The organism is Streptomyces sp. SP18CS02, assembly GCF_036322365.1.
GTDB lineage: Bacteria > Actinomycetota > Actinomycetes > Streptomycetales > Streptomycetaceae > Streptomyces.
The window spans coordinates 358309-382357 of sequence record NZ_JAQYXC010000303.1; the positions used below are offsets into that span (position 1 = coordinate 358309).

The window sequence follows — 24049 nt, forward strand, 5'->3', positions numbered from 1 at the left end:
CAGGTGTTCCACACGGCCCCCCGTCACTCCGGTGGCGGGGGGCTCAGTGCGCCCGTAGCGTGGTCGGATGATCGAGCTTGAGGGGCTCACCAAGCGCTTCGGCGCCAGGACGGCGGTCGATCACCTCTCCTTCCGGGTGAGACCGGGTGTGGTGACGGGCTTTCTGGGGCCCAACGGCGCGGGCAAGTCGACGACCATGCGGATGATGCTCGACCTGGACAACCCGACCAGCGGCACGGTCCGGATCGACGGCAGGCACTACCGGGATCTGGCGGAGCCGCTGAAGTACGTAGGGGCGCTGCTGGACGCCAAGGCGATGCACGGCGGGCGCAGCGCCTACAACAATCTCCTCTGTCTGGCCCAGTCCAACCGCATTCCCGAGCGGCGGGTGGCGGAGGTTCTCGATCTTGTCGGTCTGGCGCCGGTCGCGAAGAAGAAGCCGAAGGGTTTCTCGATGGGTATGGGCCAGCGGCTGGGAATCGCCTGTGCGCTGCTGGGTGATCCGGAAATCCTGATGTTCGACGAACCCGTCAATGGTCTGGACCCCGAGGGAATTCACTGGATCCGCAATCTGATGAAGTCCTTGGCCGCCGAAGGCAGAACGATCTTCGTTTCCAGTCATCTGATGAGCGAAATGGCGCTGACGGCGGATCATTTGATCGTGATCGGTCAAGGCCGGCTCCTGGCCGACACCTCCATGACGGACTTCATCCGGCGGAACTCGCGCAGCTGTGTACGGCTGCGCTCGCCGCAGCACGAGCGGCTGCGGGACGTGCTGCGCGCCGAGGGGCTGCCGGTGACGGAGGCGGACGGCGGGGCCCTGGAGATCGACGGCGCCCGCACCGAGGAGATCGGTGAGCTGGCCGGACGCCACGGGCTCGTCCTGCACGAGCTCAGTGCCCAGCGCGCCTCGCTGGAGGAGGCGTTCATGCGGATGACGGAGACCGCCGTCGAGTACCACGCGCACGGCAGGGGCGCCCCGCGGTGGGGCGAGGGCACCGTGGGCCCGGGTGGCGGTCCGCGGTGGGGCGGCGGGCGCGGGCCGGACGGCGGCGGGCGCTCCCCGGGGCCCACGCCCCCGCCGGCCGGGACATCGGAAGGGGCCTGAACGGTGGCATCGGTACCGGCGGTCCTCCGGTCGGAGTGGACCAAGATCCGTACGGTCTCGTCGACGACCTGGACGCTGGCGAGCGCGCTGGTGGTCACCGTCGCGCTGGGCGCCGCGCTCTGCGCGCTGGTGAAGGCCACCTTCGCCGACATGTCCCCCATCGAGCAGGCCACCTTCGACCCGACCCTGATCAGCTTCTCCGGGATGGTGCTCGGCCAGCTGGCCATGGTCGTCTTCGGAGTGCTGGTCGTCGGTACGGAGTACAGCTCGGGCATGATCCGTACGTCCCTGGCGGCGGTGCCCCGGCGCGTCACGTTCCTGCTCGGCAAGATCGCGGTGGCCGGGGCGCTGGCGCTGGTGGTGGGGCTGGCGACCAGCTTCCTCTCCTTCTTCCTCGGCCAGGCCCTGCTCGGCGGATACCGCACGGACATCGGCGCGGACAACGTCCTGCGCGCCGTCATCGGCGGAGGGCTCTACATGGGCCTGATCGCCGTCTTCTCGATGGGTGTGGCGGCGATGCTGCGCTCGTCGACGCTCTCGCTGGGCATCCTGGTGCCGTTCTTCTTCCTGATCTCCCGGATCCTGTCGGCGGTGCCCAGGGCGAAGGAGGTGGCGCGGTACTTTCCCGACCAGGCGGGCGCCCGGATCATGCAGGTGGTGCCCGGCGCGATGAACAGCGGCGAGGCCCCGTACGGGCCCTGGGGCGGGCTCGGCATCATGGTGCTGTGGGTGGCCGCGGCGCTGCTGGGCGGCTGCGTCGTCCTGCGGAAGCGGGACGCGTAACGCCTCGATCACGGTTGGGGATTTCGTGGGAACCGTCAAGCGCTGGATAAGCTCTTACCTCTAACGGGGGGCCTTGAGCCATTGCGCCGCTGCCCCGACGACCTGAACTGTCGATGGGGCTGGAGAGCATGATCGAGGCAGTCGGCCTGACGAAGCGCTATGGCGCCAAGACGGCCGTGTACAACCTTTCCTTCCAGGTGCGGCCCGGCACCGTCACCGGATTCCTGGGGCCCAACGGCTCGGGCAAGTCGACAACGATGCGCATGATCCTCGGCCTCGACCGGCCGACGGCGGGGCATGTCACGATCGGCGGCCACCCCTTCCGGCAGCTGCCGAACGCGCCCCGCCAGGTCGGCGCGCTGCTCGACGCCAAGGCCGTGCACGGCGGGCGCAGCGCGCGCAACCACCTGCTGTCGCTGGCCCAGCTGGCCGGCATCCCGGCCCGCCGGGTCGACGAGGTGCTCGGTGTCGTCGGCCTCCAGGACGTGGCGAAGAGGCGGTCCAACGGCTTCTCGCTGGGCATGGGGCAGCGGCTCGGCATCGCGGCGGCGCTGCTCGGCGACCCGCAGGTGCTCCTCTTCGACGAGCCGGTCAACGGCCTGGACCCGGAGGGCATCCTCTGGGTGCGCAACCTGATGAAGGCGCTGGCCGCCGAGGGGCGGACGGTCTTCGTCTCCTCGCACCTCATGAGCGAGATGGCCCTCACCGCCGAGCACCTGATAGTGATCGGCCGGGGCCAGCTGCTGGCCGACATGAGCGTCAAGGACTTCATCTCCGCCAATTCCGCGGACTTCGCGCGGGTGCGCACGCCCCAGACCGAGCCGCAGCAGCGCGAGAAGCTCACGGCGGCGCTGACGGAGGCGGGCGGCCAGGTCATGTCCGAGCCGGACGGCGCCCTGCGGATCACCGGTCTCCCGCTCCCCCGGATCAGCGATCTGGCGCACGCCGCGGACGTCCGGCTGTGGGAGCTGTCGCCGCACCAGGCGTCGCTGGAGGAGGCGTACATGCGGATGACGCAGGGCGCCGTGGACTACCGCTCGACGACCGACCAGCGCTCCGGGTTCGTGGAGCAGCCGCCGATGGGGTACGCCCCGCCGCAGCAGGCCGTCCCCGAGGTCCCGCAGCAGGGCTGGTACGCCCCGCCGCCGCCCGGACAGAACCCGTACGCGCCCCAGGACGCCGCCCCGGCCGGTCCCGCCGCGCCCCCGATGCCCCCGGCCGGCGTTCCGGCCCCCGGCGCCCACACCGCGCCCGCCGCGCCGCCCGTCGCCCCCGCCGACCTGACCAAGAGCGACTCCGAGGACGCCCGATGACCACCCCGTACCAGCAGCAGCCCCCGTACCAGCAGGGCGGGTACCAGCAGCCGTCGTACACCTCGACGATCCCGGTCCGCCGCGCCCACCTCGGGGACGCGCTCGCCTCCGAGTGGACCAAGATCCGTTCGGTGCGCTCCACGATCTGGACGCTCGGCGTGATGGTCGTGCTGATGATCGGCATCGGTGTGCTCTCCGCCGTCGCGGTCTCCGCGTCGGGTGCGGATCTCGGCGACGAGTCCGCTCTCGGGCTCGGGTTCTTCGGCGTGCTGCTCGGCTCGATCTGCGTGATCACGCTGGGCGTGCTGACGATCTCGTCGGAGTACGGCACGGGCATGATCCGTACGACGCTGACCGCCTGCCCCAGCCGGGGACGGGTGCTCGCCGCGAAGTCGATCGTCTTCTTCCTGCTCGTCTTCGTGCTGACCACGGTGATCACGACGCTCGTCGGCATGATCCAGACCTCGATGGTCGACTCGGGTACGTCGTCCGGCGAGGACTGGTTCCGCGCCACGGTCGGCGTCGGCCTGTACGTGGCCACGCTGGGCCTGCTGTCGCTGGCCGTCGGCTCGCTGCTGCGCCACTCGGCCGGCGCGATCACGATCATGATCGGTGTCGTGCTGCTGCCGCTGGTGCTCGCGATGTTCATGTTCGCGGAGTCGCTCCAGGACCTGCGCCAGGCGCTCTTCGAGTACTCGATCCCCAGCCAGATGGGCGTGCTGTACAACACCGCGGTGGCCGACTCCGGCCCGTCCGGCTGGGACCCGCTGTGGATCATGCTGGGCGTGACGGCGGTGGCGCTGGCGGGCGCTTTCCTCGCGCTCGGCAAGCGCGACGTCTAGGGAGTACCTTCGAAATGGCGTCGTCCGCCCGAAGGGCGGGGCCGACACTCTCCTGACACTCCCTAGTACCGCGGCGCGTTACGGGACCGCTGCACCCGAGAGGTGCGGCGGTCCTTCGCGTTCCAGCACGCCTTGTGCCAGTGCCTCCGGTCGTCCACCCCGCCGAACTCCGGCCACGCCACCACGTGCGGAAGGCCCGAGGGGATCTCCTGGTCGCAGCCCGGGCAGCGGTACCGCTTGCCCGCGGCGCTCGCGCCCGCGACGTGCCGCACGGACCACTCCTCGCCCTGCCAGGACTCGGTCCGCTGGAAGCCGCCGTACCGGTCCCCGGCCTCAACGGGGGTCTCGGTCGGCTTCTCGCCGCCACGGGGGCGGTTACGGCGCGGAGACACGGAACACCTCACGGGGACGCACGCGAACAGTTCCCTCCAGCCTACGGGCCGTCGCCGGGGGTACCCGCCCCGCACGGCGCAACGCGGCGGTCCTGGTCACACCCCCGTGGGGGAGTTACCGGAAAATCGCAACAACTTCGCGTGCGGCCGTGCCTTTGGCACGTGTCAGGCGTTGTTGCCAGTGGGGGAGCCGCGCCGGCCGGTCAAGGAGGCATGAGGCGATGCGCGTGGGAGCTTTTGTACTGTCGGCCCAGTTTCCGGGCCAGGGCCAGGCGGAGACGCTGCACCGAGCGGTGCGGTCCGCCGAGGCCGCCGAGGAGTCCGGGCTCGACTCGGTCTGGCTGGCCGAGCACCACTTCATGCCGTACGGCGTGTGCCCGTCGGCCGTGACACTGGCCGCCCTGCTGCTGGGCCGCACCCGCCGGATCCGGGTGGGAACGGCGGTCAGCGTACTGCCGACCACCCACCCGGTGGCGCTGGGCGAGCAGGCCGCGCTGCTGCACCTCACCTCCGGCGGACGGTTCACTCTCGGCGTGGGCCGGGGCGGTCCGTGGGTCGATCTGGAGGTCTTCGGCACCGGGCTTGAGGCGTACGAGGAGGGCTTCCCGGAATCCCTGGACCTGTTGCTGCGCTGGCTGCGCGAGCCGCGGGTGGCGGCCGGGGGCGGACGCCACCGGTTCCGCGAAGTCGCCGTCGTCCCCAGGCCCGACGAGCTCATCGACGGGGATCCCGTACCCGAGACGATCCTCGCCTGCACCTCGCCGCGGAGTGTGAAGCTGGCCGCGCGGCGCGGTCTGCCGATGCTCCTCGGCATGCACTGCGGCGACGAGGAGAAGGCCGCCATGGTCGGCCTGTGGCGGACCGAGGCGCTGGCGGCCGGCCACCCGCCGGACCTGGTCGCGCGGACCGGCGCGGACCATGTGTCGGCCGGGGTGGCCCAGATCGCGGACCACGGGGCGGACGCGAGGGAGACCCTGATCAAGGCGATGCCCGGCTGGCTGGCGAGGGGACTTGAGGCGCATGTGACGGTCGACGGGCGCCGTCGGACCATGCGCGACCCGCTGGCGTACACCGAGTTGCTCTGCGGGCTGCATCCGGTGGGCACGGCCCGCCGAGCGGCGGACCGGCTCGCGTCGACCGCCGAGCGGACCGGCATCACCCGCTTCGCGCTGCTCGTCGAGGGATCGGGCGACCTCGCGGCCACGGAGGAGAACGTACGACGGCTCGGCGCCGAGGTGCTGCCCCTGCTCGGCTGACCTCCGCCCGGGACACCGTCCCGAAGCAGGCTCCGCCGCCCCGCCGCCGACCGGTGGCCGATCGGCCCGCGGGCGCCCGGTCCGCGCCCGATCGGCCCGGTGAACGGGCACGGGAGAGCTGCCGCTCCGGCACCAGTCGCATCTCCCCCGATGCGGAGCGGCAGCGCAAGGCTTTTCAGCAGTCGCGCAGTTCGGGCGACTGGTTCAGCAGCTGGCCACGGACGGAAGTGAAGCGGGCCAGCCGCTCGTCCACCGAGGAGTCCAGCGGGAACACCGCGACGCGGTGGCAGTTCTGGAATGCCAGACGGACACCGAAGTGCCGCTGCAGCGCACCCCGGATCGCGTCACTCGCGAGCGCGCGCAGCAGCTGGCCGCGCGCCTGCTCGTTCGGCGGCGGCGTCTGGTTGTCGGCGAAGGCACCACCGTCCACCTTCAGCTGAGCCACCAGCGAACTGATCATCTCCCATGCGAAGGGCAGGGAGGTCCGGACGCAGTCGACGAAGTCGGCTTCGTCGACCTCGCCTCGCTCGGCCTGTTCCAACAGCGCCGGTGAGACGTCGAGCGACATGGGTTCTCCTCTCGCGACCCCGAACCGCGGGGCCTTACGGGCAGGGAAGGAGAACGCTCGTACGACACGCAGAGTGCACGAGCGACAACCTCCTGCTTCCACCGTAAGCGCGCTGTCCGGACCGCACCAGGAGATTGGGACACAACCGGCCAACGACGAACGGGGGTTTAGGGCCGAATCGCGCGGAAGCGTATGTGTCGAGTAGCGTTGCCGACCATGCGTCTCGTCATCGCCCGCTGCTCCGTGGACTACGCGGGCCGGCTCACCGCCCACCTGCCCTCCGCCCCCCGTCTGATCCTGGTCAAGGCAGACGGCAGCGTCTCCATCCACGCAGACGACCGGGCGTACAAACCGCTCAACTGGATGTCGCCCCCCTGCACGCTCAAGGAGGGGGACGGCAGTGTGTGGACGGTCGTGAACAAGGCGGGCGAAAAACTGATCATCACGATGGAGGAGGTCCTCCATGACTCCTCGCACGAGCTGGGCGTGGACCCCGGCCTGATCAAGGACGGCGTGGAAGCGCACCTCCAGGAGCTGCTCGCCGACCGGATCGAGACACTGGGCGCCGGATACACGCTGATCCGCCGCGAGTACCCCACCGCCATCGGGCCGGTGGACATCCTGTGCCGGGACTCGGACGGCGCGACGGTGGCCGTGGAGATCAAGCGCCGCGGCGAGATCGACGGTGTGGAGCAGCTCACCCGCTATCTGGAGCTGCTGAACCGGGACCCCCACCTGGCGCCGGTGAAGGGCGTCTTCGCCGCGCAGGAGATCAAGCCGCAGGCCCGGGTCCTGGCGACGGACCGGGGCATCGGGTGCGTGGTGCTGGACTACAACGCACTGCGCGGCATCGAGGACGACAAGCTGCGGCTGTTCTGACCGGTTCCCCGCCCATGAGAGGGCGGGAACGCGCCATGTGCACGCAATGCGATGCGTACGGCCCCGGGCGGTTGCCACCGCCCGGGGCCGTACGCGTGTGCCGTCGGTCTCAGGACGCCGATTCGCTGGGCGCCGCCGCACTGGAGGTGACGGGGTCGCCGCCGCCGGTGGTGCCTCCCCCGGCACCGCCCGTGGTGGTGCCGCCGGTGTCGGTCCCGCCGGTCGTCGGCGAACCACCGGTGGTGGTGGAGCCTCCGGTGTCGGTCCCGCCGGTCGTCGGCGAACCACCGGTGGTGGTGGAGCCTCCGGTGTCGGTCCCGCCGGTCGTCGGCGAACCGCCCGTGGTCGGCGACGAACTGCCGCCCGTCGTGGGCGAACCGCTGCCCCCGGTGGTCGGTGACGAACTGCCCCCGGTCGTGGGCGAACCGCTGCCCCCCGTGGTCGGCGACGAACTGCCGCCCGTCGTCGGTGAGCCGCTGCCGGTCGTGGTGGAGCTGCCGCCGGTCGTCGGCGAGGTGCCGCCGGTGCTCGTGCCGCCGGTCGTCGACGGGTCGCCGCCCGGCTCCGAGGGGGTGCCGGCCGAGCCGGTCTCGCCGGGGCGGGCGGAGGAGCCGGGGCCGCCGGAGCCGCCCGTGGCGCCGGAGCCCCCGGTGGAACCACCGCCGTCGCCGGGGCGCCGGGTGGAGTGCTGGCCCGGTTCGTCCGCGACCATGCCGCCGTCGCCGCCGTCCTCGTTGGCCGACTGGTCGGAGGTGACCCGGTCGGAACCGCCTTCGGCGTCCTCGCTGCCCGAGGTCGCGCCCAGCGTCACCACCGTGCCGAGCACGGCCGCCAGCAGCGCGCCCGCCCCCGCGGCGACCAGGTTGCGCCGGGCCCCGCTGAGGATGGCGCGCCGGGTCGTCGGGGCGCTCCGGGCGACCGGCGGTTCCTGGCCGGTGACGACCGCCGGGGCGGCCTCGGCGGGCGGCCGGGAGAGGCCGGGGATGTACGGCAGGGCGGAGGCCCCGGAGGTCTTGGCCGGCGAGCGTGAGGACGATACGCCGCCGGGCGGCGAGGCGGACTCCTCGTACCGTGCGGCGGGGACCTCCTCACCGGCGGCCGTACGTCCGCCGAGCAGGGGTCCGCGCTCGCGGTCGGCGACGAGGGCGAGCGCCCTGCGTCCCGCCACCGTGCCGCGCTTGTCGGCGAGCGCCCCGCGCATGCCGATCGACGCCTCCAGCTCGGCGCGGGCGCGGTCGAGGTTGCCGGCGCACAGGGCGAGGACGCCCAGCTCGTGGTGGAAGTACGCCTCTTCGGCGACCTCTCCGGCGATCCGGGCCGCCTCCTGACCGGTGCGCAGCGCCCGTTCCCAGGCGCCCCAGTGCAGGCCGGCCGCGAAGGCGGGCGCCGCGCTGCGGGCCAGCAGGACGGCCGCGCTGGCGTGGCCGGCCTCGGCGTCGGAGCCCCCGGTGGCCGGCAGCAGCGCGGTCATCGCGGCGAGCACGGCGTCCGCCTCGGCGCAGGCCCGCTCGGCCGTGACCGAGGGATGCCCGGTCCACCAGGCGTAGTGCCGTGCGACGGTGTGGGCGCGGGCGTCGGCGCCCTCGCCGTACCCGGCCTCCAGCAGCTGGGCGGTGATGCCGGTGGCGAGCCGGTACCGGGTGCCGACCGGTGTCAGCAGGGAGCAGGTGAGCAGCTCGCCGAGGGCGGCGTCCGCGTGGGTGTCCCCCACGAGGGCCGGCAGGTGCGCCTGGTGCGGCACCTCGCCGCCGAGTGCCACGGCGAAGCGCAGGGTCTCGCGGGCGGACTCGGAGAGCCGGGAGGCGAGCAGCCCGGCGGGTGCGGCCCCGTCGCCGAGGCTCGGCAGCGGTACGTCGCGGCCGTCCGTGAACACGCTGTCGGGGTCGGGGTCGCCGTCGTCGGCCGGGGCGGGGCCCGTGCGCAGCAGGTCGCGCTGGCGCAGCAGGGCTCCGGCCTGGACGAAGCGCAGGGGCAGCCCCTCGGACTCGAACCAGAGGTCCCCGGCCCAGTTGGCCTCGTCGTCGGTGAGCGGCCGGTCGACGACCCGCTCCAGCAGCTCCAGCGCGGAGCCGCGTCCCAGTCCGGAGAGGACGATCTCTTCGAGGTGCGAGCCGGCCGAGGGTGCGGCGACGTCGGGGGTGACGGCGATCAGGAAGGCGCACTCGGGGGTGGCGTCGAGCAGTTCGTCCAGCGCGGACCCGCCGAACTCCAGGTCGTCGAGGACCACGACGGCGCCGATGTCGCGGACCAGGCCGAGCAGTTCCGCCCGGTCGGGGCGGTACGCGGGCGCGCGGTGGACGGTGGCGAGGAGTTCGTGGAGCAGTTCGCCGGGCGTGCGCTGGCGGCCGTTGAGCCGGACGACCCCGTCGGGGGCAAGCTCGGCGCAGTCCGCCGCGACCGCGTCGAGCAGGGCGGTGCGGCCCGAGCCGGCGGGCCCGGCCAGCCGTACGGAGCGGCCGCGGGCGAGGAAGCGCACCAGTCGCTCGCGCTCCTCGTCGCGCTCCAGCAGGGGCAGCGGCGGGGCCGCGGGTCCCGGCGGGACCGGCGGACCGGCGGCACGGGCCAGCTCCGCGCGCTCCTCGGGGGTGTGCCGGACAGGTGTGTCGGGCCGGCGGCCGGGCGGGCAGGGCTCGATCTCGCTGCCGTCCACCGGGTTGACCGTGAGCAGGAAGTCGCCCGAGACGAGCTGCGCGGTGCGCACGGGCGGGGGTGTCGTGGCGGCCGCCTGCCCGAGGTCGGGCGTCGCGTCGTCCCGCGAGGCGTGCGGCCGGCCGGAGGCCTCGCCGCTGTCGTCGTTGTCGTGGCCGTACTCTTCCGGTCCCCGGTTCATCGGGTCCATGGTCCAAAGCCCCCCAAAAGCGCTACGTGCGAAAGCCCCTCCCGGCCTGTCTGCACGCCCGCTGTCGCTTCCGGTCCGGTGCCCGCCGTATGGGTTCGTCAATCGGCAGGCGACCGAACCCTAGACTTCCGGACAGTATCCATGAACAGCCGGGGTGCCGTGCGCCCAGGACGTCACAGTCTCGTGAGGATTGTGCGAGTGGGGCGATTCGCCCGGACCCCTACGGCGCGGGTGCCGGGGTCGTCCGGGCCCAACGGGAGGGGGCCGGGGCCGCTGTCACACCCGGGGCAACGTTTCGGCTGCGATGCCGCCCTCGATGGCGAGGATGCGGTGCAGCCGGGTGGCCACCAGCAGGCGCTGCATCTGGGGCGGTACGCCCCGCAGTACCAGCCTGCGGCCGCACCGGCCCGCCCGCCGGTGGGCGCCCATGATGACGCCCAGTCCGGTGGCGTCCCAGGAGTCGAGACCGGTCAGGTCCAGCACCAGGTCGCCGGCTCCGTCGTCGACGGCCGAGTGCAGGACCGTACGGGCGTCCGCCGCGCTGCGGACGTCGAGGCGGCCCCCGACGACCAGCTCGGCGTGGTCGCCCCTGATGTGCATATGCGCTCCCCGAGAGTGCTTTGTCGTCACGTCTTTCTATGCAACAACTGACTGCCCGACCGGTCCGGAAGTTGCCAGCTGTAAGCGAACCGATACCGAATTCACCCCGAGGAGTGATGACGGACGGCTCGGAACGGCTCAGTGCTTGTAGAAGCCCTGCCCGCTCTTGCGACCGATGTCACCCGCGTCCACCATCCGGCGCATCAGCTCCGGCGGGGCGAACTTCTCGTCCTGGGACTCGGTGTAGATGTTGCTGGTGGCGTGCAGCAGGATGTCGACGCCGGTGAGGTCCGCGGTGGCCAGTGGGCCCATCGCGTGACCGAAGCCCAACTTGCAGGCGATGTCGATGTCCTCGGCGGAGGCGACGCCCGATTCGTACAGCTTCGCGGCCTCGACGACCAGGGCCGAGATGAGGCGCGTGGTGACGAACCCGGCGACGTCGCGGTTGACGACGATACAGGTCTTGCCGACGGACTCGGCGAACTCGCGGGTCCGGGCGAGGGTTTCGTCACTCGTCTTGTAGCCGCGCACCAGCTCGCAGAGCTGCATCATCGGGACCGGGGAGAAGAAGTGCGCGCCGACGACCCGCTCCGGCCGCTGCGTCACCGCGGCGATCTTGGTGATCGGGATGGCGGAGGTGTTGGAGGCGAGGACCGCGTCGTCCCGTACGAGCTTGTCGAGCGTACGGAAGATCTCGTGCTTGACCTCGAGCTTCTCGAAGACCGCCTCGACGACGATGTCGGCGTCGGCGACCGCGTCGAGGTCGGTGGTCGTGGTGATGCGGCCCAACGCGGCTTCGGCGTCGGCGGCTTCGAGTCTGCCCTTGGCGACGAACTTGTCGTACGACGCCTTGATGCCGTCCGTACCTCGGGTCAGGGCCTCGTCGGTGACGTCCCGCAGCACGACGTCCCAGCCCGCCTGGGCCGAGACCTGCGCGATTCCGGAACCCATGAGTCCGGCACCGATGACGGCGAGCTTCCTGGCCACGATCCACCCCTTAAGACACCTTCCCCCTCCGCCCGGCGGCGTGGGGGTACGCCCAACTTTTCAGCTCTCCGGCGGAGGTTAGCGCCCGGCGACGGCGCTGTGGCGGTGAAGAGATGCGCGTCACGTCTCAGATGACGGACATCACACTGATACGCGCCGTCAGGTGAGCCCGGTCATACGATCCGCACGGCGTAGGTGAGCACTTTCGGCGCGAGCAGCTCCTCCATCTCGTCGAGGACCCCGAGGGCCTCCCGGGCCACCTCGCCGATCTCGCGGCCCTCGGCCATCGCCGAGCCGATCCAGCCCATCAGGGTGCTGTGCACCCAGGAGAGCTGCCCGGCGACGAGGGTGGGCATGGGGTCGCCCTCGGCCGCGCCGGTCTCGGCGGCGAGGGTCGCGGTGAGGTCGTGCAGGGCTTCCTGCTGGATGGCCCAGAGGCGGGAGCGCAGGGTGGGCGCGTCGACGATGACCCGCATGAAGTCGGCCCAGCCGCCGAAGAGGCCGATGGAGGGCGAGAGGCTCACGACGGCGGCGCGCAGCTCGCGCAGGACGGCGTCGGCCGCCGACTCGCCGGCCCGGCGGCCGCGCACCTGACGGGAGAGCCGGTCCACGACGTCCTCGCCCCGGTCGAGGAAGAGGTCCTCCTTGGCCGGGAAGTAGTTGTAGACGGTGTTCACGGAGACGTCCGCGGCCTTGGCCACCTCGGCGACGGTCACCGCGTCGAAGCCGCGCTCCAGGAACAGGCCGGTGGCCACGTCGGAGATGAGCTGCCTGGTCTGCCGCTTCTTGCGCTCTCTGAGTCCCTCGGTCATGCCCCCATCCTAACTTTCTTGGGCCCGATGGAAACTTGGTGTCGTTGCAAAATTTAAGTCGCTCTGTTTTTCTGGGGGCATGGCAATCATCAGCACGGCCGGACTGGCCCATACCTTCCGCACTCCCGGCGGCCCCGTCGAAGCCGTGCGCGGCATCGACATGACCGTGGCGGCGGGCGAGATCCTGGGCTTCCTCGGGCCCAACGGCGCGGGCAAGACGACCACCCTGCGGATGCTCACCACGCTGCTCCCGCCGACCGGCGGCGCGGCCACCGTGGCGGGCTGCGACCTGATCGGCGATCCGGTCGGCGTACGGCGGAAGATCGGATACGTCGCCCAGTCCGGCGGCGTCGACCTCAGCGTCCCGGTGCGCGAGGAGCTCATCACCCAGGGCCGGCTCTACCACCTGAGCAGGGCCGAGGCCGCAGCCCGGGCCGGCGAGCTGGCCCGCGACCTGGACCTGACCGAACTGCTCGACCGGCCGTGCGCCGCGCTCTCGGGCGGTCAGCGGCGGCGCCTCGACCTCGCGATGGGCCTCACCCACCGCCCCGAGGTGCTCTTCCTCGACGAACCCACCACCGGACTCGACCCGGGCAGCCGCGCCGACCTGTGGCAGCTGGTGCGGCGGCTGCGCGACGAGTACGGCACGACCGTCTTCCTCACCACCCACTACCTCGACGAGGCCGACGAGCTCTCCGACCGGCTCGTCGTCGTCGACAAGGGCGCGGTCATCGCCGAGGGCACGCCGGCCGCGCTCAAGGAGCGGTACGCCGGGTCCCCCCACGCGACGCTCCAGGACGCCTTCCTGGCCATCACCGGGCGCGGCCCCGCGCCCGTCGACACCGCACCCGTAGCGGTCTGAACCCGCCCCGGCCCGCACGGCCGGGCGGTACCAAGGAGTTCCCGATGTTCTTCCACGACACCGCGCTCGTCTTCGGGCGGTACGCGCGCCAGACCCTGCGCTCCCGGTTCCAGATGCTCTTCGGCGTCCTGATGCCGCTGCTCTACCTGCTCTTCTTCGGCCCGCTGCTGACCGGTCTGCCGCTCGGCACGCAGGGCGACTCCTGGCAGATCCTCGTGCCCGGGCTGCTGCTCCAGCTGGCCCTCTTCGGAGCGTCGTTCTCCGGATTCGCGATCATCATCGAGAAGCAGATGGGGGTCGTCGAGCGGATGCGGGTCACGCCGGTCAGCAGGCTCGCGCTGCTGCTCGGGCGGGTCCTGCGCGACGCCGCCCTCTTCGTCTTCCAGGCGGTCCTGCTCGTCGTCGCGGCCGTGGCCATGGGGCTGCGGGCGCCGCTCGGCGGGATCCTGATCGGGTTCGCGTTCGTCGGCGTGCTCACCATGGCGCTCGCCTCGCTCTCGTACGCGCTCGCCCTGAAGGTCTCCAAGGCGCATGAGTTCGGGCCGGTCGTCAACGCGCTGACGATGCCGTCCATGCTGCTGTCCGGACTGATGCTGCCGATGGCGCTGGCGCCGGTCTGGCTGGACGTGCTGTCCCACTTCATGCCGTTCCGCTACCTGGTGGACGCGGTACGGGCCGGGTACGTCGGCGACTACGCGAGCACGGCCATGCTGTACGGCGTACTGGTCGCCGCCGCCTTCACGGCGCTCGCCCTGACGGTCGGCACCCGGGTGCACCGCAAGGCCGGGGCGTAGGAGCGCGGGGGCGGAGCACGGCGCGGACGCGCGCCGGACCTGGCCGGCGCGCGGGGAGGCGCGGGCGGCGCGCGAGCCCGGCCTGTCCCGGCGGACTCCCCCTTCACTACGCTGACCGCATGGTCAACCTGACGCGTATCTACACCCGCACCGGCGACAAGGGCACCACGGCGCTCGGCGACATGAGCCGGACCGCCAAGACGGACCTGCGGATCTCCGCGTACGCCGACGCCAACGAGGCCAACGCCGTCATCGGCACGGCCATCGCGCTGGGCCGGCTCGACGAGGCGGTCGTCAAGGTCCTGGTCCGCGTCCAGAACGACCTGTTCGACGTGGGCGCGGACCTGGCGACGCCGGTGGTCGAGAACCCGGAGTACCCGCCGCTGCGGGTGGAGCAGTCCTACGTCGACAAGCTGGAGGCGGACTGCGACCGCTTCCTGGAGGAGCTGGAGAAGCTGCGCTCCTTCATCCTCCCGGGCGGCACCCCGGGCGCGGCCCTGCTGCACCAGGCGTGCACCGTCGTACGACGGGCGGAGCGCTCGACGTGGGCCGCGATCGAGGTGCACGGCGACACGATGAACGCCCTGACGGCGACCTATCTGAACCGGCTCTCCGACCTGCTGTTCATCCTCGCGAGGACGGCGAACAAGGAGGTCGGGGACGTCCTGTGGGTGCCGGGCGGGGAGCGCTAGGGGCAGGCCCGGAAAACATCGGGGTCCGCCCGAAGGGGGTCCGCCCGAAGGGGGTCCGCCCGCCCTTCGGGCCGATCCGCGCGGGGGCTACCGCTCGATCCTGACCGGTTCCCGCTCCTTGGTCTCAGGGGCCTTCTTCGGCCACACGGCGTACGTGAGCGCGATCACGCCGTGGATGGCGGCCGCCCGCCACGCCCCGTGCATCCAGTCCTCCAGCGGACCGGTCCGGCTCGCGTCGCCCACGTACCGGATCGCCGCCATCAGCAGACCCGTCGCGACCGCCGCACCCGTCAGGGTGCCCAGCCAGATCCGGCCCTCGTGCCGGGCCCGGGCCATGCCGTAGCGCGGCGGCTTCGCCGGCGGCGGCGCGCCGCCGAAACGGTGCGCGGCGTGGCCGTCGAGCCAGGTGACGGTGCGGTGGCCGTGGCCGGCCGTGTAGCCGATGTACAGCGCGGCCAGTCCGTGCGTCCAGCTGGGGGCCGCGCCGTTCTTGAGGTCCAGCACGGTGGCGACCAGCAGCACGAGTTCCAGCAGCGGCTCGCACAGGAGCAGCGCCGCGCCCGCGCGGGGTCTTCCCCACAGGTAGCGGGTGGCGAGACCGGCGGCCAGCAGCACCCAGAATCCGACCTCACAGATGACGATCAGCGCGACGATCACGGCGCTCTCCCTTCGGTATGCCTCCAGCCTGTGCGGAGCCGGGCCGCGAATCGTCGTCGCGCAAGACGAAAGTACGCGGGGCGACTGCATCGTTCGATGGAGGCGAGGCTCAGCCCGCAAGTCGAGGCCGGCGCCGCGCCGACCGTGTTGGATGGGACCGTGACCCTCCCCCGCCCCCCTCGCGACGACGTGCTGATCGCCGCAGCCGGACTGGCCGGCGGCCTGCTGCTGTGGGGACTCGGGCTCACCAGCCAGACCCGTGCGCCGCTCACGGCGTCCTGGCTGGTGCTCGTGCCGCTCACGGTGACCGCCGCGCTGGAACTGGTGCGCAGGACCATGCCCCGGGCCGCCCTGGTCATCGGCACGGTGGCGATCGTCGCGGACCAGTTCACCTACGGCAGTCTGGCGACGGTCCTGATGTTCGCGGACCTCGTGTACGCCGCCGTCGTCTACGGACCGCCCGCCTCCGCCCGTCGCATTCCGGTCACCACCGCGATGATCACGATCGGTGTCACGATCGGCTCCCTGGCCTGGATCCGGGAGCCGGTCGCGCTGCTGATCGGCGTGGTGACGGCGCTGGTCTCGTTCTTCCCCGCCGTCACCGGGGCGATCGTCCGCAACCACCGGCAGGCCGCCGACGCCGCCCGGCTGCGGGCCGAGCAGACCGCCCTGCTGGCCGAGATGGACCGGGTGCAGGCGGTGACCGCGGAACGCGCCCGGATGGCCCGCGAGCTGCACGACATGGTCGCCAACCACCTCTCCGCGATCGCCATCCACTCCACCGCCGCGCTCTCGCTCAACACTCCGAAGACCTCGCTGGACGCCCTCGGGGTCATCCGCGAGAACAGCGTCGAGGGGCTGGCCGAGATGCGCCGGCTGATCGGCCTGCTGCGTGACAGCGGCGGCCAGGACGGACCGGCCGCCGCTCCGACCCTGGCGGGCCTGGACGCCCTGGTGCGCCAGGCCGGGGCCAACGGCTCGGCCGCCGGTCTGGCCTTCGTACTGACCGATGAGCGCGAGCCGGGCGCCGCGCTGCCGGCGCCGGTCGAGCTGGCGGCCTACCGGATCGTGCAGGAGTCGCTGACCAACGCGCTCAAGCACGCGGACGAGGGGCTGGTCACCGTCGCCCTGACGCACACCCAGGACGCCGTGACGGTCCAGGTGACCAGCCCGTTCGGCCGCGGGCCGGGCCCCCGGGCACCCGGCTCGGGCGCCGGGCTGGTGGGGATGCGGGAGCGGATCGCCCTGCTGGGCGGGGAGTTCGAGGCGGGGCCGGCCGATGGGCCGCCGGGGGGTCCCGCGAAGATCTGGCGCGTCCGGGCGGTGCTGCCCGTGGCGGAGGACGACAAGGAGCCGTCGGCATGACAGACACAGGCAGGCGCGTACGCGTCCTGGTCGCCGAGGACCAGAGCGCGGTACGCGCCGGGCTGGTCCTCATCCTCGGCAGCGCGGCCGACATCGAGGTCGTCGGGGAGGCCGGGGACGGCGAGGAGGCGGTGCGGCTGGCCCGCGAGCTGCGTCCCGATCTCGTCCTGATGGACATTCAGATGCCCAGGCTCGACGGGGTCTCCGCGACGCGCGAGGTGGTGGGGCAGGGCATCGCCGATGTGCTCGTCCTGACGACCTTCGATCTGGACGAGTACGTCTTCGGCGCGCTGCGCGCGGGCGCAGCGGGCTTCCTCCTGAAGAACACCGAGGCCGGGGACCTGCTGGAAGCGGTACGGACGGTGGCGCGCGGCGAGGGGCTGATCGCCCCGGCCGTCACGCGCCGGCTGATCGCCGAGTTCGCCTCGCCGCGGCCGGCGCGGGCCCCGGACGCACCCGGCACGGCGGTGCTCGACGCGCTGACCCGGCGGGAGCGGGAGGTGTTCTCGTGTCTGGGGCAGGGGCTGTCGAACGCGGAGATCGCGGTACGCCTGGGCATGGCGGAAGCGACGGTGAAGACCCATGTGAGCCGGCTGTTGGGGAAGCTGGAGCTGCGCAGCCGGGTGCAGGCGGCGGTGCTGGCCCAGGAACTGGGGGTCTGAGCGCCGGGGCCCGCAGGCCGGAAGGCGGGGGCCGGGGCAGGGCTACGGGCGCCGGCCACCGCGCCGGCACACCGGGTGGGGCGCCGACGGGCACCGGCGGGCACCGGCGGAGATCGGCCGAAGGCCCCTGCGGGCTCCGGGCGCGCTCCGGCGGGACCCCGTACGGACGCCGGGGGGCGCGGGTGGGAGCGGTCCCGGAGAGTGGCCGGCGAGTCGGCCGCGAGCCGGTGAAGGCGCTGGTCAAGGCCCTGAAACCGGGGAGCCCGAGGAGCTCGGTGCGGGGTGACGCCGACGTGCCGAGGGGGCGCCCGGCGAGAGGCGGGCAGTGGGTTCACGCCAACTCTCCTTTGGTCTGGACCTATTGACGATTGGTCCAGACCTCCCTAATCTCACGGCACGCGCGCACTTGTTCACGGACAACCCCTGCCCCGCCCATCCGCAACGTGAGGAGCACCGTTGAGCACCGAAGCGCCCCCGCGCAGAAGCAGATTCAGGTCCAGAGCAGCAGCCGGCGTCACCGCCCTGCTGCTCCCGCTGGCCGCCATGGTCGGCCTGGCCACCCCCGCCGAGGCCGCGGAGTCCGCCACCGCCGCCTACACCAAGGCGTCCGACTGGGGCTCCGGCTTCGAGGGCAGGTGGACGGTGAAGAACACCGGCACCACCACCCTCTCCAACTGGACCGTCGAGTGGGACTTCCCCTCCGGCACCTCCGTCACCTCCGCCTGGGACGCCACCGTCACCAGCACCGGCACCCACTGGACCGCCAAGAACCTCGGCTGGAACGGCACTCTCGCCCCCGGCGCCTCCGTCTCCTTCGGGTTCAACGGCAGCGGCACCGGCTCCCCCTCCGGCTGCAAGCTCAACGGCAACTCCTGTGACGGCGGCAGCGTCCCCGGCGACACCGCGCCCACCGCGCCCGGTACGCCCACCGCCTCCGACATCACCGACACCTCGGTGAAGCTGTCCTGGGCCGCGGCCACCGACGACAAGGGCGTCAAGAACTACGACGTCCTGCGCGACGGGGCCAAGGTCGCCACCGTCACCGGCCTGACGTACTCGGACACCGCCCTGACCGCCGGGACCGACTACTCGTACTCCGTCCAGGCCCGTGACACCGCCGGCCAGACCGGCCCGGTCAGCGGCGCCCGCGCCGTGCGCACCACCGGCGGCGACCCCGGCCCGGGCCCCGGCCCCGGCCCCGGCTCCTCGGTCAAGCTCGGCTACTTCACCAACTGGGGCGTCTACGGCCGCAACTACCACGTCAAGAACCTGGTGACGTCCGGTTCGGCCGCGAAGATCACGCACATCAACTACGCCTTCGGCAACGTCCAGGGCGGCAAGTGCACCATCGGTGACGCCTACGCCGACTACGACAAGGCCTACACCGCCGACCAGTCCGTCGACGGCAAGGCCGACACCTGGGACCAGCCGCTGCGCGGCAACTTCAACCAGCTGCGCAAGCTGAAGGCCCAGTACCCGCACATCAAGGTGCTGTGGTCGTTCGGCGGCTGGACCTGGTCCGGCGGCTTCCCGGACGCGGTCAAGAACCCGACCGCCTTCGCGCAGTCCTGCTACGACCTGGTCGAGGACCCGCGCTGGGCCGATGTCTTCGACGGCATCGACCTCGACTGGGAGTACCCCAACTCCTGCGGTCTGACCTGTGACACCAGTGGTCCCGCCGCCATCAAGAACATGATGCAGGCGATGCGTGCCAAGTTCGGCCCGAACAACCTCATCACCGCGGCCACCACGGCGGACGCCTCCGCCGGCGGCAAGATCGACGCCGCCGACTACGGCGGCGCCGCCCAGTACCTCGACTGGTACAACGTCATGACGTACGACTTCTTCGGCGCCTGGGCGAAGAACGGTCCGACCGCTCCGCACTCGCCGCTGACCTCGTACGCCGGCATCCCCCAGCAGGGCTTCAACTCCGCCGAGGCGATCGCCAAGTTCAAGGCCAAGGGCGTCCCGGCCAACAAGCTGCTGCTGGGCATCGGCTTCTACGGCCGCGGCTGGACCGGCGTCACCCAGAAGGAGCCGGGCGGCACCGCGACGGGCCCGGCGGCGGGCACGTACGAGGCGGGCATCGAGGACTACAAGGTCCTCAAGGCGTCCTGCCCCGCCAACGGCACGGTCGCGGGCACGGCGTACGCGCACTGCGGCACCAACTGGTGGAGCTACGACACCCCGGCCACCGTGACGTCCAAGATGAGCTGGGCGAAGACCCAGGGACTGGGCGGCGCGTTCTTCTGGGAGTTCAGTGGTGACACCAGCAACGGCGAGCTCGTGAGCGCCATCCACAACGGCCTCGGATAGTCCGCCGCGGACGGTCCGGCTCCCAACGGACCGTCCGGCTCAGCGGGGGCGGCGCAACGCGCCGTCCCCGCTGTGTGCCACCGCGTGCGCCACCGGCGCACACCCGGTGCCGAGGACGGCCACCGCGGCCCGGTAGCCGTCACCGGCACCGGTCCCCCCATCGGGACCGGACCCGTCGGGCACGTCGAGATCGCAGAGCCGCACCGGAAGGTGCGGCTCTGCGCGTCCGGGCCATGCGAGCAGCGCGGCCGGGGCGCCCGGCGGGCTCACCGTCAGCAGCGCCGGGTCGGTCATCAGCCCGTCCCCGGTGGCCTTGAGCACCGCTTCCTTCCGTGCCCAGTAACGGGTGAACGCCGCGGCCCGTCCGGACGCCGGGACCCGGTCGAGCTCGCCGCGCTCCGACGGTCCGAGCACGGCCAGGGGAAGATCGGGGTAGTCGGCGACCCGCTCGACGTCGACACCGACGGGCCCGGCGAGGGACAGCGCGACCGCCACCCGGTCCCCCGAGTGCGACAGCGAGAACTCCAGATCGGCGCCCGCGAGGCCCGGCTTGCCGTGCGGCCGGGGATCGTCGCAGTGCTTGCACACATGGGTGAACCGCACCTCGCGGGGATCGCTCCCCAGCTGGGCGGCGACCAGCCGGCGCAGCAGCGCGTGTGCGGTCAGGTACAGAGCGCGGGGGCCGTCCCGCAGAAACCCGTCATGGCGGGCGCGCTCCCCCTCGTCGAGCAGGTCCAGCAGGGCCGGCACGGACACGGCCTGGGCGATCCACACATGGCATTCGCCCGCCCTGACCAGGGGGATGTCGTACTTCTCGGCCGGCGGCACCGCTCCGGGGGCGTCGTACGGCAGGGCACGCGCGGGGCGCGACACCGGGAGCCGGCCTCAGGCCACGTTGACCCGCTGGCCGGGCGGCGCCGCCTCCAGCCACGCGAGGAAACCGGTGAGCGCGTCCTCGCTCATCGCCAGCTCAAGACGGGTCCCGTGGTGCAGGCACCCCAGGATCACGGCGTCCGAGAGCAGCGCCAGCTCCTCCTCGCCGTCGGGCATCCGGCGCGCCAGCACCTCGATGCCGGAGCGCTCCAGGATGCGGCGGGGCCTGGGCGAATAGGAGAAGACACGGAACCAGGCGACGCGGTCGCCGCTGTAACGGGCGACGCCGTACACCCAGCCCTTGCCGGAGGTGTCACCGTCCTCCGGAACGTTCCAGCGCAGGCTGCAGTCGAACGTACCGCCCGACCGCTGGATCAGCCGTCGCCGCAGTCCGAAGACGAAGAGCCCGATCACCACCAGTGCGACGACCAGAGCGCTCACAAGCAGAGCGAGGAACATCTCCACCGACCTCCTCGCATCGTCCCGTAACGGAAAAACACCTGCACCCGCATCGCCTCAGCCGCGGCACGGTCTGGATGATTCCAGACCGGCCGCGGCTGAGGGCACAACTGTCGGCGCGGTGCGCTAGCGCACCGCTACCGCGCGCAGCCGTACATCGGCGCGCCGCTCGGCGGCGGCGTCCGAATCCGACTTCGCGCGCTCCAGCGCACGCTCCGCGCGCTGGGCGTCGATCTCGTCCGCGAGCTCGGCGATCTCCGCGAGCAGGGACAGCTTGTTGTCCGCGAACGAGATGAAACCGCCGTGCACCGCCGCGACGACGGTGGCGCCCTCACTCGTACGGATGGTCACCGGGCCCGACTCCAGCACACCCAGCAGCGGCTGGTGGCCGGGCATGACGCCGATGTCGCCGGACGTGGTGCGCGCGATGACCAGGGTGGCCTCGCCGGACCAGACACTCCGGTCCGCGGCGACCAGCTCGACGTGCAGCTCAGCAGCCAAGGGTGGCTCCTCGGGTCACCACCCGGCGGATGTGCCGGGTGTTGGGTCAATTCTAAGGGGCGTGGAGAAGGGGGCGGGACGGACCCGCCCCCTTCGGGGAGCACGGGGCTCAGGAGACGCCGAGCTCCTTGGCGTTGGCCTTGAGGTCCTCGATGCCACCGCACATGAAGAACGCCTGCTCGGGGAAGTGGTCGTACTCACCGTCGCAGATCGCGTTGAACGCGGCGATCGACTCGTCGAGCGGCACGTCCGAACCGTCCACGCCGGTGAACTGCTTGGCGACGTGGGTGTTCTGGGACAGGAAGCGCTCCACGCGACGGGCACGGTGGACAACGAGCTTGTCCTCCTCGCCCAGCTCGTCGATACCGAGAATCGCGATGATGTCCTGGAGGTCCTTGTACTTCTGCAGGATCCCCTTGACGCGCGTGGCGGCGTCGTAGTGCTCCTGCGCGATGTAGCGCGGGTCCAGGATCCGGGACGTGGAGTCCAGCGGGTCCACGGCCGGGTAGATGCCCTTCTCCGAGATCGGACGGGAGAGAACCGTCGTCGCGTCGAGGTGGGCGAAGGTGGTGGCCGGAGCCGGGTCGGTCAGGTCGTCCGCGGGGACGTAGATCGCCTGCATCGAGGTGATCGAGTGGCCACGCGTCGAGGTGATGCGCTCCTGGAGGAGACCCATCTCGTCGGCCAGGTTCGGCTGGTAGCCCACCGCGGAGGGCATACGGCCGAGCAGGGTCGACACCTCGGAACCGGCCTGGGTGTACCGGAAGATGTTGTCGATGAAGAACAGCACGTCCTGCTTCTGGACATCGCGGAAGTACTCCGCCATGGTCAGACCGGCCAGGGCGACGCGCAGACGGGTGCCCGGGGGCTCGTCCATCTGGCCGAAGACGAGCGCCGTCTTGTCGATGACGCCCGACTCGCTCATCTCGTCGATGAGGTCGTTGCCCTCACGGGTACGCTCACCGACGCCCGCGAACACCGACACACCGTCGTGGTTGTTGGCGACGCGGTAGATCATTTCCTGGATCAGAACGGTCTTGCCGACACCGGCACCGCCGAACAGGCCGATCTTTCCACCCTTGACGTACGGGGTGAGAAGGTCGATGACCTTGACGCCGGTCTCGAACATCTCGGTCTTGGACTCGAGCTGGTCGAAGCCGGGGGCCTTGCGGTGGATCGCCCAGCGCTCGCCGATGTTGGCGTTCTCCTCGGGCTTGTTCAGCACCTCACCGAGGGTGTTGAACACCTTGCCCTTGGTGAAGTCGCCGACCGGGACGGTGATGCCGTCGCCGGTGTCGACCACCGCGGCCTGGCGGACCAGACCGTCGGTGGGCTGCATCGAGATCGCGCGGACCACACCCTCACCGAGGTGCTGGGCGACCTCGAGGGTCAGCGTCTTCAGCTTCCCGTCCTCGGCCGGGTCGGCCACCTCGACGTGAAGCGCGTTGTAGATCTCCGGCATCGCGTCGACGGGGAACTCCACGTCGACGACCGGGCCGATGACACGGGCGACGCGGCCCGTGGCTGCGGCCGTCCCGGTCTGCTCGATAGACGTCGTCATTTACCTGTCACTCCCCGCGGTCGCGTCGGCCAGGGCGCTGGCGCCACCGACGATCTCGCTGATTTCCTGGGTGATTTCGGCCTGGCGGGCCGCGTTGGCAAGCCGGGAGAGGCTCTTGATGAGCTCCCCGGCGTTGTCGGTCGCCGACTTCATCGCGCGGCGGGTGGCGGCGTGCTTGGAAGCAGCCGCCTGGAGCAGCGCGTTGTAGATCCGGCTCTCGACGTAGCGCGGCAGGAGGGCGTCGAGGACGTCCTCAGCCGACGGCTCGAAGTCGAACAGCGGAAGGATCTCGCCCTTCGTCCCCGACTCCTCCGCAGCCTTTTCCAGGCTGAGCGGCAGCAGCCGGCTCTGCACGGGGGTCTGCGTGAGCATCGAGATGAACTCGGTGAAGACGATGTGGAGCTCGTCCACACCACCCTCGGCCGTGTCCTTCTCGATCGCCGCGATCAGCGGCGCCGCGACAGCCTTGGCGTCCGCGTACGTCGGGTTGTCGGTGAAGCCCGTCCACGAGTCCGTGACCTTGCGCTCACGGAAGCCGTAGTACGACACACCCTTGCGGCCGACGATGTACGCGTCGACCTCCTTGCCCTCGGCGCGGAGGCGCCCGGTGAGCTCCTCCGCCGCCTTGATGGCGTTCGAGGAGTAGCCGCCGGCCAGACCGCGGTCGCTCGTGATGAGCAGGATCGCGGCGCGGGTCGGCTTCTCCGCCTCGGTGGTCAGGGCGTGCTTCGTCGTCGACCCCGTCGCCACCGCGGTCACCGCACGGGTGAGCTCGGTCGCGTACGGCGTCGAGGCCGCCACCTGGCGCTGCGCCTTGACGATGCGCGAGGCGGCGATCATCTCCATCGCCTTGGTGATCTTCTTGGTCGCGGTGACGGACTTGATACGACGCTTGTAGACCCGGAGCTGCGCTCCCATGAGTCAGGTC

Annotated in this window: 24 protein-coding genes; 12 read left to right on the forward strand and 12 right to left on the reverse strand. The window is 71.7% G+C overall.

All coding sequences use genetic code 11. The features are described 5' to 3' along the window. Positions 1 to 67: 67 nt before the first annotated feature. The 4 genes from PUR26_RS32565 to PUR26_RS32580 all read left to right on the forward strand — a co-directional run bounded on the left by PUR26_RS32565 (position 68) and on the right by PUR26_RS32580 (position 4046). Positions 68 to 1108 (forward strand): ABC transporter ATP-binding protein, encoded by a 1041-nt coding sequence (locus PUR26_RS32565; protein ID WP_329878112.1) that lies wholly within the window; start codon positions 68 to 70, stop codon positions 1106 to 1108. Positions 1109 to 1111: 3 nt separating this feature from the next. Next, positions 1112 to 1891: an ABC transporter permease gene (locus tag PUR26_RS32570; protein ID WP_329878114.1), complete on the forward strand. Its 780-nt coding sequence runs from the start codon at positions 1112 to 1114 to the stop codon at positions 1889 to 1891. Between the two features lie 128 nt (positions 1892 to 2019). Continuing rightward, positions 2020 to 3204: an ABC transporter ATP-binding protein gene (locus tag PUR26_RS32575; RefSeq protein WP_329878116.1), complete on the forward strand. Its 1185-nt coding sequence runs from the start codon at positions 2020 to 2022 to the stop codon at positions 3202 to 3204. Then, positions 3201 to 4046, forward strand: coding sequence for an ABC transporter permease subunit (locus PUR26_RS32580; protein WP_329878118.1), 846 nt, complete (start codon positions 3201 to 3203; stop codon positions 4044 to 4046). The genes PUR26_RS32575 and PUR26_RS32580 overlap by 4 nt, the downstream gene beginning before the upstream one ends. A 62-nt stretch (positions 4047 to 4108) precedes the next feature. Here the strand turns inward: PUR26_RS32580 and PUR26_RS32585 are convergent, their stop codons facing one another. Then, a complete protein-coding gene (locus tag PUR26_RS32585; protein ID WP_329878120.1) occupies positions 4109 to 4438 on the reverse strand; it encodes an ATP/GTP-binding protein in 330 nt (109 codons plus the stop codon). A 221-nt stretch (positions 4439 to 4659) separates the two neighbouring features. On the opposite strand from PUR26_RS32585, the gene PUR26_RS32590 reads away from it, so the two are divergent. Next, the gene (locus PUR26_RS32590) at positions 4660 to 5694 is read left to right on the forward strand and encodes an LLM class flavin-dependent oxidoreductase (protein WP_329878122.1); all 1035 of its coding nucleotides are present in this window, start codon (positions 4660 to 4662) and stop codon (positions 5692 to 5694) included. A 175-nt stretch (positions 5695 to 5869) separates the two neighbouring features. Here PUR26_RS32590 and PUR26_RS32595 read toward each other — a convergent pair whose 3' ends face one another. Next, entirely contained in the window at positions 5870 to 6262 is a 393-nt protein-coding gene (locus PUR26_RS32595; RefSeq protein ID WP_329878124.1) for an SCO5389 family protein, read from the reverse strand. 216 nt (positions 6263 to 6478) lie between these two features. Here PUR26_RS32595 and nucS point away from each other — a divergent pair, with 216 nt between their 5' ends. Next, positions 6479 to 7141 carry an endonuclease NucS gene (nucS, locus tag PUR26_RS32600; protein ID WP_329878126.1) on the forward strand — a complete coding sequence of 221 codons (663 nt, stop codon included), beginning with the start codon at positions 6479 to 6481 and terminating at the stop codon, positions 7139 to 7141. A 109-nt stretch (positions 7142 to 7250) separates the two neighbouring features. Here the strand turns inward: nucS and PUR26_RS32605 are convergent, their stop codons facing one another. From PUR26_RS32605 to PUR26_RS32620, 4 genes are all read right to left on the reverse strand, one after another. Then, positions 7251 to 9980: an ATP-binding protein gene (locus tag PUR26_RS32605; RefSeq protein WP_329878128.1), complete on the reverse strand. Its 2730-nt coding sequence runs from the start codon at positions 9978 to 9980 to the stop codon at positions 7251 to 7253. A 276-nt stretch (positions 9981 to 10256) separates the two neighbouring features. Continuing rightward, complete coding sequence (locus tag PUR26_RS32610; RefSeq protein ID WP_031073773.1) at positions 10257 to 10580, reverse strand: STAS domain-containing protein; 324 nt, start codon at positions 10578 to 10580, stop codon at positions 10257 to 10259. Between the two features lie 138 nt (positions 10581 to 10718). After that, on the reverse strand, positions 10719 to 11567 hold the full coding sequence (locus PUR26_RS32615; protein WP_329878136.1) for a 3-hydroxyacyl-CoA dehydrogenase family protein: 849 nt from the start codon (positions 11565 to 11567) through the stop codon (positions 10719 to 10721). A 173-nt stretch (positions 11568 to 11740) separates the two neighbouring features. After that, positions 11741 to 12379 carry a TetR/AcrR family transcriptional regulator gene (locus tag PUR26_RS32620; protein ID WP_329878138.1) on the reverse strand — a complete coding sequence of 213 codons (639 nt, stop codon included), beginning with the start codon at positions 12377 to 12379 and terminating at the stop codon, positions 11741 to 11743. Between the two features lie 79 nt (positions 12380 to 12458). Between PUR26_RS32620 and PUR26_RS32625 the strand changes: the two genes are divergently transcribed. The 3 genes from PUR26_RS32625 (at position 12459) to PUR26_RS32635 (ending at position 14727) form a co-directional block, all read left to right on the forward strand. Beyond that, positions 12459 to 13241: an ABC transporter ATP-binding protein gene (locus tag PUR26_RS32625; protein ID WP_329878140.1), complete on the forward strand. Its 783-nt coding sequence runs from the start codon at positions 12459 to 12461 to the stop codon at positions 13239 to 13241. A 44-nt stretch (positions 13242 to 13285) separates the two neighbouring features. Beyond that, a complete protein-coding gene (locus tag PUR26_RS32630) occupies positions 13286 to 14035 on the forward strand; it encodes an ABC transporter permease (protein ID WP_329878142.1) in 750 nt (249 codons plus the stop codon). Positions 14036 to 14154: 119 nt separating this feature from the next. Further along, entirely contained in the window at positions 14155 to 14727 is a 573-nt protein-coding gene (locus tag PUR26_RS32635; protein ID WP_329878144.1) for a cob(I)yrinic acid a,c-diamide adenosyltransferase, read from the forward strand. Positions 14728 to 14814: 87 nt separating this feature from the next. Here the strand turns inward: PUR26_RS32635 and PUR26_RS32640 are convergent, their stop codons facing one another. Beyond that, positions 14815 to 15384 (reverse strand): hypothetical protein, encoded by a 570-nt coding sequence (locus tag PUR26_RS32640; RefSeq protein ID WP_329878146.1) that lies wholly within the window; start codon positions 15382 to 15384, stop codon positions 14815 to 14817. A 159-nt stretch (positions 15385 to 15543) separates the two neighbouring features. On the opposite strand from PUR26_RS32640, the gene PUR26_RS32645 reads away from it, so the two are divergent. The 3 genes from PUR26_RS32645 (at position 15544) to PUR26_RS32655 (ending at position 19727) form a co-directional block, all read left to right on the forward strand. Further along, positions 15544 to 16749: a sensor histidine kinase gene (locus tag PUR26_RS32645; RefSeq protein ID WP_329878148.1), complete on the forward strand. Its 1206-nt coding sequence runs from the start codon at positions 15544 to 15546 to the stop codon at positions 16747 to 16749. Next, positions 16746 to 17411 (forward strand): response regulator transcription factor, encoded by a 666-nt coding sequence (locus PUR26_RS32650; protein WP_329878150.1) that lies wholly within the window; start codon positions 16746 to 16748, stop codon positions 17409 to 17411. The genes PUR26_RS32645 and PUR26_RS32650 overlap by 4 nt, the downstream gene beginning before the upstream one ends. Positions 17412 to 17867: 456 nt before the next feature. Then, positions 17868 to 19727, forward strand: a complete 1860-nt coding sequence (locus PUR26_RS32655; protein ID WP_329878151.1) for a glycoside hydrolase family 18 chitinase — start codon at positions 17868 to 17870, stop codon at positions 19725 to 19727. Between the two features lie 39 nt (positions 19728 to 19766). Here PUR26_RS32655 and PUR26_RS32660 read toward each other — a convergent pair whose 3' ends face one another. The 5 genes from PUR26_RS32660 to PUR26_RS32680 form a co-directional block, all read right to left on the reverse strand. Then, positions 19767 to 20600 carry a 4'-phosphopantetheinyl transferase family protein gene (locus PUR26_RS32660; protein ID WP_329878153.1) on the reverse strand — a complete coding sequence of 278 codons (834 nt, stop codon included), beginning with the start codon at positions 20598 to 20600 and terminating at the stop codon, positions 19767 to 19769. Between the two features lie 12 nt (positions 20601 to 20612). Continuing rightward, complete coding sequence (locus PUR26_RS32665) at positions 20613 to 21059, reverse strand: DUF2550 domain-containing protein (RefSeq protein WP_329878155.1); 447 nt, start codon at positions 21057 to 21059, stop codon at positions 20613 to 20615. Positions 21060 to 21185: 126 nt separating this feature from the next. Next, complete coding sequence (locus tag PUR26_RS32670; RefSeq protein WP_329878157.1) at positions 21186 to 21560, reverse strand: F0F1 ATP synthase subunit epsilon; 375 nt, start codon at positions 21558 to 21560, stop codon at positions 21186 to 21188. A gap of 109 nt (positions 21561 to 21669) precedes the next feature. Continuing rightward, positions 21670 to 23121 (reverse strand): F0F1 ATP synthase subunit beta, encoded by a 1452-nt coding sequence (gene atpD, locus PUR26_RS32675; protein WP_329878159.1) that lies wholly within the window; start codon positions 23119 to 23121, stop codon positions 21670 to 21672. Next, positions 23122 to 24039, reverse strand: coding sequence for a F0F1 ATP synthase subunit gamma (locus PUR26_RS32680; protein ID WP_329878161.1), 918 nt, complete (start codon positions 24037 to 24039; stop codon positions 23122 to 23124). It lies immediately after the preceding gene. Positions 24040 to 24049: the final 10 nt, after the last annotated feature.